This window comes from Methylobacterium sp. Leaf112 (genome assembly GCF_001423295.1).
Taxonomy (GTDB): Bacteria; Pseudomonadota; Alphaproteobacteria; order Rhizobiales; family Beijerinckiaceae; genus Methylobacterium.
The window spans coordinates 297,604-313,481 of sequence record NZ_LMNG01000030.1 but is presented as its reverse complement, the minus strand read 5'-3'; the positions used below and the strand labels follow the sequence as shown (position 1 = coordinate 313,481).

The 15,878-nt window shown below is 70.5% G+C and carries 12 protein-coding genes; 9 read left to right on the top strand and 3 right to left on the bottom strand.

The genetic code is table 11. From position 1 onward, the window contains the following. Positions 1-144 precede the first annotated feature (144 nt). The 3 genes from ASF52_RS15355 (at position 145) to ASF52_RS15345 (ending at position 3,408) form a co-directional block, all read left to right on the top strand. A complete protein-coding gene (locus ASF52_RS15355) occupies positions 145-798 on the top strand; it encodes an ABC transporter ATP-binding protein (protein ID WP_056174155.1) in 654 nt (217 codons plus the stop codon). A 143-nt stretch (positions 799-941) separates the two neighbouring features. Beyond that, the gene (locus ASF52_RS15350; RefSeq protein ID WP_056173823.1) at positions 942-2,183 is read left to right on the top strand and encodes a hypothetical protein; all 1,242 of its coding nucleotides are present in this window, start codon (positions 942-944) and stop codon (positions 2,181-2,183) included. 70 nt (positions 2,184-2,253) lie between these two features. Continuing rightward, positions 2,254-3,408 (top strand): dimethylmenaquinone methyltransferase, encoded by a 1,155-nt coding sequence (locus tag ASF52_RS15345; RefSeq protein ID WP_056173820.1) that lies wholly within the window; start codon positions 2,254-2,256, stop codon positions 3,406-3,408. Between the two features lie 49 nt (positions 3,409-3,457). Here ASF52_RS15345 and ASF52_RS15340 read toward each other — a convergent pair whose 3' ends face one another. Next, entirely contained in the window at positions 3,458-4,699 is a 1,242-nt protein-coding gene (locus ASF52_RS15340; RefSeq protein WP_056173817.1) for an acyl-CoA dehydrogenase family protein, read from the bottom strand. A 189-nt stretch (positions 4,700-4,888) separates the two neighbouring features. Between ASF52_RS15340 and ASF52_RS15335 the strand changes: the two genes are divergently transcribed. The 4 genes from ASF52_RS15335 (at position 4,889) to ASF52_RS15320 (ending at position 10,924) form a co-directional block, all read left to right on the top strand. After that, the gene (locus tag ASF52_RS15335; protein WP_056173815.1) at positions 4,889-6,265 is read left to right on the top strand and encodes a Wadjet anti-phage system protein JetA family protein; all 1,377 of its coding nucleotides are present in this window, start codon (positions 4,889-4,891) and stop codon (positions 6,263-6,265) included. A gap of 138 nt (positions 6,266-6,403) precedes the next feature. Beyond that, entirely contained in the window at positions 6,404-6,670 is a 267-nt protein-coding gene (locus tag ASF52_RS15330) for a hypothetical protein (protein WP_056173812.1), read from the top strand. 74 nt (positions 6,671-6,744) lie between these two features. Beyond that, on the top strand, positions 6,745-7,377 hold the full coding sequence (locus tag ASF52_RS15325; RefSeq protein WP_056173808.1) for a DUF4194 domain-containing protein: 633 nt from the start codon (positions 6,745-6,747) through the stop codon (positions 7,375-7,377). A gap of 88 nt (positions 7,378-7,465) precedes the next feature. After that, positions 7,466-10,924, top strand: a complete 3,459-nt coding sequence (locus tag ASF52_RS15320) for an SbcC/MukB-like Walker B domain-containing protein (protein ID WP_056173805.1) — start codon at positions 7,466-7,468, stop codon at positions 10,922-10,924. On the opposite strand, the gene ASF52_RS15315 is transcribed toward ASF52_RS15320, so the two are convergent. Beyond that, entirely contained in the window at positions 10,869-11,840 is a 972-nt protein-coding gene (locus ASF52_RS15315; protein WP_056173801.1) for a LysR family transcriptional regulator, read from the bottom strand. The two genes, ASF52_RS15320 and ASF52_RS15315, sit on opposite strands and share 56 nt — an antisense overlap. Positions 11,841-11,932: 92 nt before the next feature. Here ASF52_RS15315 and ASF52_RS15310 point away from each other — a divergent pair, with 92 nt between their 5' ends. Then, positions 11,933-12,859, top strand: coding sequence for a ring-cleaving dioxygenase (locus tag ASF52_RS15310; protein WP_056173798.1), 927 nt, complete (start codon positions 11,933-11,935; stop codon positions 12,857-12,859). A gap of 62 nt (positions 12,860-12,921) precedes the next feature. Then, positions 12,922-13,548, top strand: coding sequence for an alpha/beta hydrolase (locus tag ASF52_RS15305; protein WP_056173795.1), 627 nt, complete (start codon positions 12,922-12,924; stop codon positions 13,546-13,548). Between the two features lie 37 nt (positions 13,549-13,585). Here the strand turns inward: ASF52_RS15305 and ASF52_RS15300 are convergent, their stop codons facing one another. Then, entirely contained in the window at positions 13,586-15,730 is a 2,145-nt protein-coding gene (locus tag ASF52_RS15300) for a TonB-dependent receptor (protein ID WP_056174152.1), read from the bottom strand. Positions 15,731-15,878: the final 148 nt, after the last annotated feature.

The window sequence follows — 15,878 nt, the reverse complement described above, 5'->3', positions numbered from 1 at the left end:
TTCCCGCGTCCCGGCGACACGGCCCCTGCCCCCGCTCCGTTGATACCCCGGACGGTGGTCCTCAGATTCGCCGCTTTCGCGGGCGAAACGCGGGACGCGCGGCCCGTTCTCCGGGCCCGAGCCTCCCGGAGCCACAAACCGACCGTGATCCGCTTCGACAATGTCACAAAGGTCTACCGGACGGATGGGCACCGCCGGACGATCCTCGAGCGCGTGTCGTTCACGCTCAAACCCAATGTCTCCTACGGCATCCTCGGCATCAACGGGGCCGGCAAGTCCACGATGATGCGCCTCATCGCCGGCACCGAGGCGCCGACGCGGGGGCGCGTCCAGCGCACCATGCGGGTGTCGTGGCCCCTCGGCTTCGGCGGCGGTTTCCATCCGCAGATGACGGGCCGGGACAACATCATCTTCGTGGCTCGCATCTATGGCGAGGATCCGAAGAAGGTGCTCGAATTCGTCGAGGATTTCTCCGAACTCGGCAGCTACCTCGACGTGCCGATCCGGACCTACTCGTCGGGCATGGGCTCGCGCCTGGCCTTCGGCATGAGCATGGCGATCCCGTTCGACTGCTACCTCATCGACGAGGTCACGGCGGTGGGCGATGCGCGCTTCCAGAAGCGCTGCGAAGAGGCCTTCGCCGCCCGCCGCGTCAATTCCAACGTGATCATGGTCTCCCACGGCATGGAGGTGATCCGGACCTGGTGCCAGCAGGGCATCGTGCTCATCAACGGGCGCGCGATCCTGTACGAGGACGTCAACGACGCCATCGAGGTCTACCGCCGCCTGAACGCATGACCGCGGCACCGGCGAAGCGGGCGTTCGCCCGTGCCCTCATTCGGGCGTGCAGGGGCCCGGACATGCTTTCGCCGTCCCAATCGTGGAATAGGGTACGCGCGGCGAAGGATGGCCGCCCGAACGGAATGGATGGCTGAAGGCAGATGAGCGTCGAGATCCGCAACCCCACCGGGCAGCCCGTCACCACGGCCGACCGCTCGAATGCCGTGGCGGAGTCCCTGCGTCAGGTCGCCCGCGTCTCGCGCTTCGCCGACCGCAAGAAGGGTATCCGCTCCTACCAGAGCCACAACAAGTCCGACCCAGTCATCCCGATCCTGTTCGGGCTCTGCTTCGTGCTGCCGACGCTGCTGGGGGTGATCTATTTCGGGCTCATCGCCTCGGATCGCTACGTCACCGAGGCGCGCTTCGCCCTGCGGCCGGCGCTGGGCTCCGCCGACAAGGCCTCGTCCGACCAGGTCGGGACCACCAAGGGCGTCGTCTCCCAGATGGTGGCCCAGGACAGTCTCGTGGCCCTCAACTACATCCACAGCCGGCCGATGATCGAGGTCCTGGAGAAGGACCTGCCCCTGCGGGACATGTTCTCCCGGGATGGGATCGACTTCCTCTCGCGCTTCGACCGGGACAAGCCCATCGAGCGCTTCGTGCGATATTGGAGCGAGCGGGTCACCACCAAGATCGAGAGCGGTTCGGGCATCATCAGCCTGACGGTCAGCGCCTTCGATCCCGCCGAATCCCTGGCCCTCACCCAGGCGATCCTGAAGGAGAGCGAGCGCATGGTGAACGCGCTCAGCGACCGCGCGCGCGCCGACGCCGTGGTCGAAAGCGCGCGCGAACTCAAGCTCGCCGAGGAGCGGATGACGAAGGTCCGCCTCGCCATGGCGACCCTGCGCAACCGCGAGGGCATTCTCGATGCCAAGAAGACCAACGACAGCAACCTCAAGGTGATCGGCGAGTTGCGCACCGCGCGCATCAACCTAGCCGTGCAGCTCAATCTCGGCCAGCGCGACCTCGGTCCCGAGTCGCGCCGCATCCAGGACATCAAGTCCCAGATCAAGGATCTCGACGACGCCATCACGCGCATCGAGAACCAGTCGGCGAGCGAGGACCCGGAACAGCGGCGCATCCTGGCCGACGCCCTCACCAAGTTCGAGGCCTTCGAGAACGACCGCGACGAGGCGGAGAAGTACTTTTCCAAGGTCCTGGCCGCCTACGAGCGCTCGCGCATCATCGCCAGCCGGCAGGTCGAGTTCTTCAGCATGATCGTCCAGCCGGTGCAGGCCGAATCCGCCCAGCAGCCCCGCCGGCTCCTGATGATCAGCCTCATCGCCGGGGGCGCGGCGCTCCTGTTCGCCGGGGCCGTGTTCGCCCGCAAGCAGACCAGCTGATCCGTCACGGGTCGCCGCGGGCCGGAAAACGCGTCATAAGCCGCGGACGCCGCCCGCCGAGGACCCCGTCTTGACCGTTACCCAGATCACCCATCACGACCTCGACGGCTACGGCGCCTCCACCATCGTGGGGCGCTTCGTTCCGGTCTCGCGGATCGTCCACGTGCCGCGCTACAGCGATGTCGGGCCCGTGGTCGAGGGCGAGCTGAAGCGCCTCGGGCGGACGCGGCAGCCCGAGACCCTGATCCTCACCGATCTCGGTCTCGAGCCCGTGGCGGTGACCTTCATCCGCAACTTCGCCGCGATGAACCGGGGCCGGGCCGAGGCCGAACGGCACCGGCTCATCGTCCTCGACCACCATGCCTCCTCCATCGACCGCTTGCGCGAGCAGACCCTCGAGCCTGTGCCGGAGGCAGACGATCCGGGCGTGATGCGGTTCGACCTCGACGATCCCGCCATCGTCGTGCTCATCGACGAGGGCCGCTGCGCCACGAAGCTCGCCTATCGCCGCCGCACCCTGTACGCGCCCGACGCCATCGAGGGCGACGCCGACCTCCTCGCTCTCGTCGAGGCCGTGGATGCCGTCGACCTGTGGCGCAAGGACCGGCCGACCTTCGCGGGCGGCCATGCCCTCGACGAGGTGTTCTGGGACAACGTCTCCAACCTCGTGCCCATCGGGCATGCGTGGCACGACCGCTTCGTGAGCGACCTCCTCGTCGCCCTCGCCGGACGCCTGCGCGCCGGGGCCTCACCGGCCGAACTCGAAGCCGGGGTCGGCGCCATCCGCACGGGAATCGTCGACGGGTATCTGGCCGGCGACGAGACCGACGATCCCCGCCTCACCACCCGCATGCGGATCGCCCGCGTGCTCGCACGCTCCGACCTGTTCCAGCCGCTCTCGGACGGGACCTACCTGTCCTTCGGCCTCGATTCGGGCACCTTCCAGCGCGTCTCCGACCTGATCATGGATGCGGGCAAGGCCAAGCGCGTCCTCAACGTCCAGCGCACGGGCAACATGTCGTTCCGCTCCAACGACGAGACGGCGCTGGAGGGCGCGCGCCGGTTCCGCGGCGGCGGCCACAAGGATGCGGCCGGCGGCAAGCTGCCCACCGGCTCCGCCTTCTCGCTGGCCGACGCCGTCGCGCAGGTCGAGCCGATCCTCAATCCGCCCCCGCCCGACCCGTCGAGCAGCCCGTTTGCCGCCCTGAAGGGCTGGAAGGGGTAGTCTCTCGGCCCTGAGCTGCGTCCCGGACCCATCATCCGGGACGCTTCCATCAGGGGCGCGGCAGCATCCGGTCGCTGATGATCCGGCGCTGGATCTCGCTCGTACCCTCGAAGATCGTGGTGAGACGGGCGTCGCGCCAGTAGCGCTCCACCCGGCGTTCCGTGGTGTAGCCGTTGCCGCCGTGAAGCTGCATCGCCTGGTTGGTCACCCGCACGGCCATCTCGGTGGCGAGCAGCTTGACCATGGCGGATTCGCTCTCGGCCGCCTCGCCGGCATCGAGCAGATGCGCGACCTGCTGCCAGAACGCGCGGGCTTGTGCGACCTCCGCCGCCATGTCGGCCAGGGCGAAGCGCAGGGCCTGGAAGTCGCCGATGGGGTGGCCGAACTGCTCGCGCTCCTGCAGGTAGAGCTGACAATCCTCCACCGCCGCCCGGGCGACGCCGACGGCGCGCGCCGCCGTGTGCACCCGTGCGATGTTGAGGCCGCGCTGCACGGACGCGAAACCGCCGGCATCGGCATCCGCCCCCTGGTCGCCGTAGAGGCCGGTGAGCCGGTCGCTCTCGGGCACGCGCACGCCGTCGAGGGCGAGCTCGAAGGTGAGGAAGCCGTGATAGCCGATCTTGTCGATCACCTGGCCGGTCATGCCGGCCGGGAAGGTGCCGGGCTCCTTGACCACCAGGAACGGCTCGAGGCCGGCCGAGCGCGACTCGCCGGGCTCCGGATCGCGGGTGCGGGCCAGAACCTCGACGAAATCGGCCGCCTGCGCGAAGCCGGCCCAGCGCTTGGTGCCGGTGAGCACCCAGGTGTCGCCCTCGCGCACCGCGCGGGTCTGCACCCCGGCCAGATCCGAGCCGGCGGTCGGCTCCGACAGGGCGATGCTGCCGATCCATTCGCCCCGGGCCGAGCGGGCCAGCAACTCGCCCCGGCGCCCCTCGTCGAGGACCTGGGTGCCGAGGCCCTGGCCCCGCGCGAGGATGCTGCCCACGGACAGCCAGGCCCGGGCGAGTTCTTCCGAGACGAGGCAATACTCGAACACCCCGAGGCCGAGGCCGCCATGCTCCGTCGGGATGGTGATGCCGAACCAGCCCTTCCGCGCCATGGCGTCGATGAGCGTGCGCGGCATCTCGGCTTTCTGCCGGTCGAGTTCGTCGGCGATGGGCATTACCACGTCGCGGGCGAAGGCTCGGGCCTCGGCCTGCAGGGCGGCGCGCGCCTCCGTGCGCCACGGCGTCACGAGTTCGGGCGGACGGGGCTCTTGTCTGCGACGGGGCTCTTGATCCGGCTTCGGCATGGGGTCTCCCGTGATGGTTCGGTGACGCCTTCGCGGCGCCTTGCCGTCCGTCCTAGCATGTCCGCGTTCCCGCCACCCACTGCCACCCGGACGGTCGCTTCCCCCAGGGAAACCGCCCGTTCGGTCCGCTACGGGCCTCGGATCGATTGACAGACGCCGTTCCGGCGGGCTGCAGTCCGTCCCAGTCCCATGCTGTTCACCCGCCTGTCCGACGACCTGTTCCGGCCCCTCGCCTCCCCGAGCCGGGCCTTCAACGCCGCCCTGCTGCTGCACCTGCACGCGCGGGTGTTCGGCGATACGGCCGAGCCCCTGCGCAAGACCGAGCTGCTCGCCGCCATCGGCGACTTCTCCGCCGATTTCGCCCAAGGCGAGATCGCCGACGACGAGACCACGCCCGTCGATCCCATCGAGCGGCGCTCGGCCGTCTACCGGCGCCTGCTGGACTCCGGCTGGCTGGTGGAGCGGCGCGAGCGCTACGTGCCGGTGGTGGATTTCGACCCCGAGGCCCGCATCCTCATCGAGGAACTCGCCCGCCTCGACCGGGGCGAGACCCGCTCCTACGGCGGCGCCGTGCTCGATGTGCTGGGCAGCCTGGAGAGCGCCATCGCCAACCCGGCCGAGCGTTCCGAGGCCCTGGTCAACGCCGCCAAGGCATCGCGGGCCTTCCTCAGCCACCTGCGGACGCTCGCCGGCTCCATGCGCAAGATCGAGGCGCGCATCCTGGCGCAGGAGGACCAGCGCGCGGCCTTCCGGCTCTACTTCGACGAGTTCGTGGCCCGCCACATCGTCAGCGACTACCGCACCCTGCACACCCGCCTGAACCCGTTCCGCTTCCGCTCCGGTATCGTGCGGGAGGCGGGCCGCGCCTTGCGCGATCCCCTCACCCTGCGGGCCCTGGCGGAGGCCGGGATCCGCGAGGGCCGTGCGCCCGATGTCGAGGTGGCCGAGCGGGCCGTGCGGGCGGATCTCGCAGAGATCCTGGCGATCTTCGAGGGCCTCGACCGTCACCTCGACGCGGTGGCCGACATCGTCGCCCGCCTGGAGCGGCGAATCGCGGCGGCCCTGCGCTACATGGACCACCGGGATTCCGACCGCATCGAACGCACGGCCGCGGCGCTCCGCGCCGTGGCGGGCACCGATGCGCCGATGGAGGGCATGCCACCGGCCGGGATCTCGCTCCTGCGCCCGCCCATCGGCGCCGTCCACCTCTACGCGCCGCGCCTCAAGCGCCCGCCCATCGACTGCGAGCCCCTGCCGGAACTCTTCCTCGATCCGGCCGTGGAGGCCTTCATCGCGGCGAAGGACGCGTTCCGCCACCGCGTGGCGGTGACGCCCGACCGGATGGTGGACTTCCTCGAGGGCCGGCTCGGGCGCAAGGGCGCCGTGCGGGGTTCGCAGATGCCGATCGCCGACGTCGATGCCTTCGTGGTGTTCCAGCGCCTGCGCGAGATCGACGTGCTGTTCGACGGGAGCCTGAGCGGTCGCTACCGCCTCTCGCGGGTCGAGGGCCGGGTTGCCAACGGCTGGCTCGACTGCCCGGACTTCCTGCTGGAACGCACACGCTGAGTGCTGCGGCGCAATATTCGATCGCCGCGAGACTTCGGCGTCCCATGCAACGACCACCCTTGGCATCTGCGAAGACAGGGTTCATCCTGGTCTCCGACGCGCAGCGCGGAAGAACGTCGCGTCTTCGGGAGATGGGCCATGGTATCCGGCAAATGCTTGATCAAATCCGCCTGGGTCGCCGTCGAGGTCGGGCGTGAGCGCTGCGAACGGGTGCTGGTGGTGGAGACGTACATCGCCGTGAGCCCCCTGGAGCAGAACTACGACGCGGCGCGCTACGACAGCATCGTCGCCGAGGTCCGCCGTGTGCTCGCCGCCAACCCGTCCCTCGACCGGGCCTCGATCCTCAGCATGCACCGGGACACCAAGTGCATTTCCCTGTTCCGGGCCGAAGCCGCCGCCGCCTGAGCGGATTGGCGCGACCGGCGGGAGGCGGATAGACACGCGGCCTCGCGAGTCCCATTCGCTCCCGGACCACCGCCATGCTCGAAGCCTTCCGCGCCATCGTCGACGGCGACGAGCCGCCGCCGCCCGGCGCCCGTGCGCCCTCCGACGAGGAGCTGACCCGCGCCCTGCAGGTGCTGCTCAAGAGCCAGTGCGTCTATTCCGGCACCCCCGGCATCGGGCGGACCTACGACCTCGCCCGGCACTACGCGCCGTTCTTCCAGAGCTACTTCGCCTGCCTTGGGTACGGTTTCGAGGTCTCGCACCGGGACCAGATGGTGTTCCTGCGCGTGCCCCCGGAGGGCGTGCGCCACGACGGTCAGGCCGAGCGCCTGCGCAAGGACGAGACCCTGGTGCTGCTCGCCCTGCGGCTCGCCTACGAGGAAGGGCTTCGCGACCACCGCGTCACCACCGAGGGGGTGGTGGAATGCACCACCGACGACATCGCCGAATCGATCCGCACCGCCACCCGCAGCGACCCGCCGGAGGAGACCCGCTTGCTGGAGATCCTGCGGCTGTTCTCCCGGAAAGGCGCCCTGCGCCTGGGCGAGCGCGATAGAACCGAAAAGCTCACGCCCCTGATGGTGCTGCCCGGCATCGGCGTGCTCTCGCCCGACGCCTGGATGGAGCACGTCCGGGCCTGGGCTTCGGCCGGGGATGACGCCGCCTGATCGCCCCGGCCGGCTTGCCTCGCCGCCCCCGGCCATGCGAGCGAAGGCCCGACGATCCTTCGCAGCGTGCAAAAATCACCCGGCCTCAGTGTATCGCCTCACCGACATCGCCCTCTCGAACTGGTACCTGATCCGGCGCGAGCAGATTCGCATCCGCGGCGCGACGGCCCTCGTCGGGCCGACGGGGGCCGGCAAGTCGACGATCTTCGATGCCGTCGGCACGGTGCTGGCCGGCAACAACGCCAGCCGTCTGGCGCTCAACGCCTCGGCGTCGGGCCGCTCGGCCCGCACGGTGCGCGACTATTGCCTCGGCTGGATCAGCGACCCGGCCGAGGGCGGCCGCCCGACCCGCGAGGCCTGCGAGACCCTCATCGTCCTCGTGTTCGAGAACCCGGTCTCGGGCCGCGTCGTCTCCGTTGGGCTGGCGCTGAGCGCCCGGGCCGAGGACAGCCGCGAGACCACCCTGTCGCGCTTCGTCTGCACAGGCCATCGCTTCGAGATCGCCGACTACGTCCGCGAGACGCCCGACGGCTCCTTCGTCGCGCCCTGGGCCGAGATCGCCAAGGATCTGCGCATCCGCTCCGAGACCTTCGAGGAGTTCCGCGCGTCCGGCGAGCGCTTCACCGCGGAGGTGCTCGGGCTCCTGCGCGAGGGCGCGCCGGTGCCCGAACCCCGCCACTTCCTGCGCACCTTCTCCAATGCGGTCGCCTTCAAGCCGATCTTCGATTCCTCCGCCTTCGTGCGCTCCTTCGTGCTGGAGCCCGAGCCCCTCGACGTCGCCCGCATCCGCCAGTCGGTGGAGAACTGGCGCCGTCTCCTCGAGACCATCGAGGAGTTGGAGCGGCGCCTGTCGCATCTCGGCCGCATCCTCGCCCGCTACGAGACCTGGGCGGAGGCGAGCCTGTCGGCGGCCCTCGACGACCTGCGGGCCGCCGGCGCGGATCTGCGCCGCCGAGTCGTCGACTACACAACCGCCCGCACCGGCCTCGCCGATGTCGCCGAGCGCTTGCGCATCGCCCGCGAGAGCGTCGCCACCAGCCAGGGCTTCGTGCGCGACATCGACGGCGAGATCGCGCAGAAGAAGGCCCTCATGGCCGGGACCCACGCGCAGGGGCGGCTCGCCGCCTCGGATGCGGGCCTCGCCGTGCTCACCCGCGACCGACGCGACCTCACCCTGCGGGTGACGGGCCTCGTCGGGCTGATCCAGGACGTCGCCCGCCTGACGGCGGTCATCGGCGAGGTCCGCCGGGTCGCTCCGGGTGCGGCCCGCTTCGTCGAGGCCTGCGCCCGCGCAGGGCTCCGCCGCGAGGCCCCGCCGGAGGAAACGCTTCGCTCGGACGGGCCCCTGAATACCCTGGTGACGGCGCTCGTCGACATGCCCGACATCGCCGGCCCCCTCGATACGGCGGCCGAGGACATGGCCCTGCGCGCCCGCGCCGCCGAGACGGAGGCGCAGGGCCTGTCGGCGCCCTTCGCCGGTGGCGGGGCGGCCAAGGGCGCGCGCCTGTCCTCGGATGTGGCGGCGTTCCGGGACGAACTCGCGCGGCTGGGCATCGACGCCGTGCCGGTCTGCGAACTCGCCGAGATCGTCGAGCCGAAATGGGGCATGGCCCTGGAGGGCCTTCTGGGGGGTGCTCGCGAAGCCCTGGTGGTGCAGCCCGACCGGCTGAATCAGGCGTTCGCCCATCTCGAAGCCCGGAAAGCACAGTTCTACCGCTGCCTTCTGGTCAAGACCACGGACACGGCCCGGCGCCGGGGCGGGCGCTACGACGACGGCCCCTTGGGCATGATCGAGACCCGCGATCCCCACGCCGAGGCGTTCCTCGCCGCGCGCCTCGGCGGCTACGACCTCGCCCCCGACGATGCGGCCCTCGCGCATATGAGCCGGGCCGTGGCGCCGAGCGGGCGCTCGACCTCCGGCATGGCCTATTCGGTGGTCCGTCCCGTGCAGCTCATGATGACGCGCGGCAGCCGTGGTCCGACGGAGGAGGGCCGCGAGGCCATGGAGCGGGCTGTGGCCGAGGCGCGGCGCCTGCGCGGCGAGGCCGGCGTGCTGCGCGAGGCCGCCCGCATCGCCGCGCAGCTCAAGGCACGTCTGGCCGAAGCGCCCATCGACCTGTTCGGCCTGCGGGCCGAGTGCGACGCCATCGAGGGCCGCCGCCGCAGTCTCGCCACCGAGCGCGAGAGCGTCGAGAAGGCCGATACCGGCGCCCTCGAAGCCGAATTGAAGGAGCTCGCGAAGGAGCGTTCGGCCTACCTCACGGAACTCGTGCAGGTGCTCGAACCCAAGCGCGATGCCCTGCTGGGCGAGGAAGCGGGCCTGAAGGCCAAGGTCGCCTCCTCCCGCGAGGCGGCGCGCGCGGCGCTGGCCGCCCGGCGCTCGGCGCATGCGCGCTGGGTCGGCGGCGACACGGTCCGCATCCGCCTCGTGCGTCCGGAGGGCTTCGACCCGCGGGCCGTGGCCAAGGCCCGGGCGGACCTCGCCGGCCTCGACGCGAAGGAACTCGCGGCCGCCGCCGCCGCCGCCCGCAGCGCCGCCCGCGAGGCCCTCGAGACGGCCCGTACGCAGGGCCGCACCGCCGAGCGCGACTTGGCCGAGTATTGCGTGCAGTGGCGGATCGACAACCCTCTGGGGCGCGGCGACGCTCCGGCCTCGTTCGGCTACGGCTGGACCCGGCGCGCCTACGACGAGGTCGCGGGCCACGAGCTCAGGCGCTACCGCGATCAGGCCGTGCGGGCGGAAGGCGAGATGCGCCGCCTGATGACCGAGGACCTGCTGACGCGTCTCGCCGACAAGTTCGAGCGCGTCCGCGCCCGCCTCGACGCCCTCAACGAACGCCTGTCGAGCCAGACCTTCACCGGCCAGACCTACGCCTTCGAGGCCGCCGTCGACCGGCGCTACGCCGCCGTCCACGCGCTCGCCACCGAAGTCGCACGCTCGCCCGATGCGGCGCAGGCGGTCCTGCCGGGCCAGGGCGAGACGCCGGCCGAAGGCCCGCTCTCGGCCGCCATCGAGGAGATCTCGGCCCTCATCGCCGGTGAGGAGAGCGCGGCGCGTTTGGCCGATTATCGCAACTACTTCGTCTACGAGATCGGCATGCGCGATGCCGCCGGCAACCGCACCACCATGTCGAACCGGGCTCTGCGCGGCTCCGGCGGCGAGGCGCAGGCGCCGTTCTACGTCGCCATCGCGGCCTCCCTGGCCTCGGCCTACTATCCCGGCGACCGACCGGGCGACGAGAATCCGGGGCTCGGCCTCTGCCTCCTCGACGAGGCGTTCTCGAAGCTCGACGTGCGCAACTCCCAAGCCCTCGTCGACCTCTACCAGGCGTGGGGCCTGCAGCTCCTCATCGCCGCGCCCGAGGACAAGCGCACGACGCTCACCGAGGTGATGGACACCATCGTCACCGTCTACAAGAGCCCGGACCTGAAGGGCGTCCGCATCGAATCCGAGCACCCCCTGGAAGCGGCCAAGCGTGCGCTCGCCGCCATCAACCCGGAACGCCAGGGGATCGAGGGGTTTCGCCTGCCCGGTGCGGCTGCGTGACGTCGGTGCCGCGCGCCCAGGGCGCCGCCGAGAGTGTGCGGGCGAGGTAGTCGGCCAAGGCCGTGACCCGGGCCGGGCGCGGATCGCCCGGCGGCGTCATGAGGTGGAGCGCGATGGGCGGGGCCGACCACCCGGGCAGCACCCGCTCCAGCCGTCCGGCCGCGAGATCGTCCCACAGCATGAAGTCCGGCTGCACGGCGAGTCCGAGCCCGGCGCGCAGGGCCGGCGCCAGGGCGTCGGCGTTGTTTGCGCGCAGCGGCCCGCCAGGGATCACCACGGCCTCGGTGCCGTCGGGCGCGAGGAAGCGCCAGCGGTCGGGGCTCGGCAGGTAGGCGTAACCGAGGCAGGCGTGACGGGCGAGGTCGCGCGGATGCTCCGGCCGCCCTTGCGCGGCAAGGTAGGCGGGGGCGGCCACGAGGGAGCGGTGGACCGTGCAGAGCCGGCGCGCCCGAAGGGACGAATCCGGCAGGGCCGCGATGCGCAGCGCGAGGTCGAACCCGCCGCCGACGAGGTCGACGAGGGCGTCGCCGAGATGCAGGTCGATGGTCAGGCCCGGATGAGCGGCGAGGAAGTCCGGCAGCAGCGGCGCGACGTGCATCACGCCGAACGACATCGGGGTCGCGAGCCGCACCCGCCCGCGCGGCGCGGCGGCTCCGTCGCGGGCCTGCGCCTCCGCCGCCTCGCCCTCGGCGAGCAGCCGGGCCGCCCCGTCCCGTGCCGCGAGGCCCGATTCGGTCAGCGCGAGCTTTCGCGAGGTGCGGTGGAACAGGCGCGCGCCGATGCGGGCCTCCAGGCGACCCACCGCCTTCGACACGGTGCCGGGCGCGACCCCGAGGTCGCGCGCCGCCTGCCCGAACGAGCCGGTCTCCGCCACCTTGGCGAAGACCGCCCAAGCTTCGAAATCGGGGAGTTTCATGCCTGCATTCCGGAAACGATGTGTTTCCATCGTTTCCGTTTTAGCGGGATGCGGCAAGGGCCATCTTGTCCCCAGCAGAAGGAGACAGCAGCATGACCCATCACGGACTCCACCACGTCACCGCGTTTTCCGGTTCGGCGTTGCGCAATCTCGATTTCTACACCGAGGTCCTCGGCCTGCGGCTGGTGAAGAAGACCGTCAACTTCGACGATCCGGGCACCTATCACCTCTATTACGGCGACGAGACCGGCCGGCCCGGCACGATCCTGACGTTCTTTCCCATCGCCGACGCGGCCCCCGGCCGGGTCGGCATCGGCGAGACCAGCGAGACTGCGTTCCGGGTGCCCCGCGCCTCCATCGGCTGGTGGCTGCAGCGCCTCCTCGAAGCCGGAATCGTCCACGACGCGCCGGTCGCGGTGATGGGCGAGCCGACCCTGCGCCTGCGCGATCCCGACGGGACGATGCTCGCCCTCGTGGGTGTCGCGGAGGCCGGCGAGGCGTCCGCCTGGACCGGTACCGTGCCGGCCGAGCATGCCATCCGGGGCCTGCACGGCGTCACCCTGCTGCTCGGCGAGGCCGGACCGACGGCGGCGATCCTGACCGACGTTCTCGGCTTCACCGAAGACACGCGGGAGGGGTCCTCGACCCGATACGCGAGCGGGGCCGCGGAGGGCGGCTTCGTCACCCTGCGGGCCGTGGGTGAATTCCTGCGGGGCCGCCAGGGGGCGGGCTCCGTCCACCACATCGCCTTCCGGGCGGCGGACGACGCCGCGCAGGCGGCGATGGTCGAGGCCCTCACCACCCGTCACGGGCTCGGGGTCACCGAGCAGCGCGACCGGGCCTACTTCCGCTCGGTCTACTTCCGCGAGCCCGGCGGAATCCTGTTCGAGATCGCCACCGATGTGCCCGGCTTCAGCGTGGACGAGCCCATCGCCGACCTCGGCACGGGGTTGAAGCTGCCCGCCGGCCTCGAGCCGCACCGCGCCCGGATCGAGGCGGCCCTGCCGCCCCTCGCCTGACCAGTCTTCCCCGGCCCGCATTCCCGCGGGCCGGGGCCGCTCGTGACACCCGGAGGTCCGCCATGACCGCGTCCACCCCGAAGACCCTCGCCTTCGTTCACCGCTTCGAGCCCGGTGCGAACCGTCCGCCCCTGCTCCTGCTCCACGGCACCGGCGGAGACGAATCCGATCTCCTGCCCCTCGGCCGCGCCGTGGCACCGGGCGCGGCCCTGGTGTCGCCGCGCGGACCTGTGCTGGAGAACGGGATGCCGCGCTTCTTCCGGCGCCTGTCCGAAGGCGTGTTCGACGAGGACGACGTGCGCCGCCGCGCGAAGGACCTGGCGGATTTCGTCGCCGACGCGCGGGCGGCCTACGGCCTCCCCGCCCCCGTGGCGCTCGGCTTCTCCAACGGCGCCAACATCGCCGCCGCCCTGCTCATGCTGCATCCGGGCGTCCTTGCCGGGGCCGTACTCCTGCGTCCGATGCTGCCGCTGGCCCAGCCGCCGGCGTTCGATCTCACGGGGCTGCCCCTGCTGATGCTCTCCGGCGCGCAGGACCCCATCGTTCCGGAGGCCAACGCGCGAGCGCTGGCCGAGCGCTTCCGCGGATCCGGCGCCCGGGTCGAGCACGGCGTACTCCCCGTCGGGCACGGTCTGTCCCAGGCCGACGTGACGACGGCGGAGGCTTGGCTGGCGGGACTCGCGATCTGAAGGGGCGCCGGCCACTGGGCCGGCGCCCCTGCCCGGCTCAGAAGTTCGCCACCACCTGGAAGCGCACCAGGCGCGGTGCGCCGGGGGTGATGTTGTTGTTGCCGTCGGCGGTGGCGATGTAGCGCCGGTCGAACAGGTTCTCGATGTTCACCTGGGCCCGCACGAACTCGTTCACCCGGTAGAACAGTCCGAGGTCAAAGCGGGTGATCCCCGGCAGGCGGACGGTGTCGTCCGCCGAGGCGAAGGTGTGGCCGGTCTGGATGTAGCCGACGCCGAACGAGAATTGTGGCGTCACGTCGAACTTGTTCCACAGGGTGAAGGCGTTGAACGGCACGAGGCCGACCCGATTCCCCGGTCGCACACCCTGGGCGGCCGTGCCGAAGCCGCTGACGATGGTCGCGTCGGTGAAGGCGTAGCCGCCGGCCACCTGCCACCACTCGGTGACGTAGCCGTTGGCTCCGATCTCGGCGCCCTGCGTGTTGGTCTGGCCGGTGGCCAGGAAGAAGCCGGCCCGGTTCGGATCGGCGAGGCGCTGGTTGAACCGGTCGAGGTTGTACAGGGCTCCGGTGAGCTGGAGCACGGGCGAGACGTCGAGCTTCACGCCGATCTCCCCGTTCTCGAACCGCTCGGGCTGCGAAATCGCCAGCCCCGGGGCGAGGCTGCTGAACTGGTCGCCCGCGGAGGGCAGATAGGAGACGCTGTAGCTGCCGTAAAAGGCGAGGTTGTCCATCGGCTTCACCACGACGCCGGCCCGAGGGGAGAGCAGATTGTCGATGCGCGTGGTGCGGACGGGGGTCGAACCGGTCGCGTTGAGGTTGTCGGCCTTGAAGTCGAAGTGGTCGTAGCGCAGGCCGCCGATGAACTGGAGGTGCGGTCCGATCTCGATCTGGTCCTGCGCGTAGACGGCGGCCAACCCGAGGTCGTAGCGGGTGTTGGCGCCGGTCGTGTTCCGGAAGCTGACCGGCGCGCGGGTCGTCGGGAAGCGCGGGTTGACGGCCAGCGTCAGGCCGCCGTTGGCGAAGAACCCTTCCTCGCGGAAGGCACGGCCTTCCTGATAGCCGAGCTCGAACCCGGCGAGCAGGGTGTGCTTCAGGGGGCCGGTGTCGAACTTATAGGTGAAGTCGTTCTGCGAGAAGTAGTTCGTCCGGGGAGTGTCGTTGTTGTACGCGGTGATGTTCACGGACGTGCCGGCGGCGTTGACCGCCCCGCCCGGATAGACGTTCGAATAGAACTTCTGATAATCGGCGAAGCGGAGGGTGCTGTGCAGGTCGACACCGGAATCGAAGCGATGGTCCAGGGTCGCGGTGGCGATGTTGGCGTCGATGCGCGCGACGCTGAGATCCGGATTGCCGAAGTAGGTCGCGGTGTTGCGTCGGTAATTGTACGGCCGCCCGAATTGCGAGGGAATGCCCCGGTCCGTGTTGCGCTCGTCGTGGAAGTATTCGTACGAGAGCTTGAGCGTCGTCGCCGGGCCGAGCAGGAAGGTCATCGTCGGATTGAAGCCGTAGCGGCGGATGTCGACGAAATCGCGGTAGGTGCCGGTATCTTCGAACACGCCGTTCATCCGGAAGAACACGCTGTCGCTGACCCGGTCGCCGACATCGAGCGCCACGCGCTTGTTCCAGAACTGGCCGCCCTGGACCAGAACCTCGCGGATCGGGGTGCCGTCGGCTTCCTTCAGAACGCGATTGATGACGCCGCCGCCGCCGCCGCGACCGAAGACGAGGGCATTGGGGCCCTTGAGCACTTCGATGCGCTGGGTGTTGTACAGGTCACGGAAGTACTGAACGTCGTCGCGCACGCCGTTGACGTAGAAATCGGCGTTGGAGCGCTGACCGCGGATCACAAGATCGTCGCGGTTGCCCTCGCCCTGGTGCGGGATGATGCCCGGCACGTAGCGGATCGCCTCGTTGATGCTCTGGAAGCCCTGGTCGCGGATCTGCTGCTGGGTGACCACCGTCACGGATTGCGGCGTGTCGATGAGCGGCGTGTCGGTCTTCGTCGCCGAGCGGGTGCGCTTCGTGAGGTAGCCGACGGTGCCGCCCGCGCCCTCGACACTGAGCTGATCGAGGGTGACCGCGCTGCCGATCGCCGGCGTCGCGATCTGTGCCTGTGCCGTCCCGGCCGCGAACGTCCCCGCCAGCAGGAGCCCTACCGCCTGCCCATCCCGTCGCCGAAGCATGATCGTGAACTTTCGTCGTATCGCCCGAATCGAGGGCGCGTCGTCGCCGGCGCGAAACATTTCACGCGGCCGAAAGCTCCTGTATGTCCGGGCGTGAAAACGGCAAGCGATTTGAAGAGGTTAGGAGGGTTTCCAGTTTCGAGTGCTT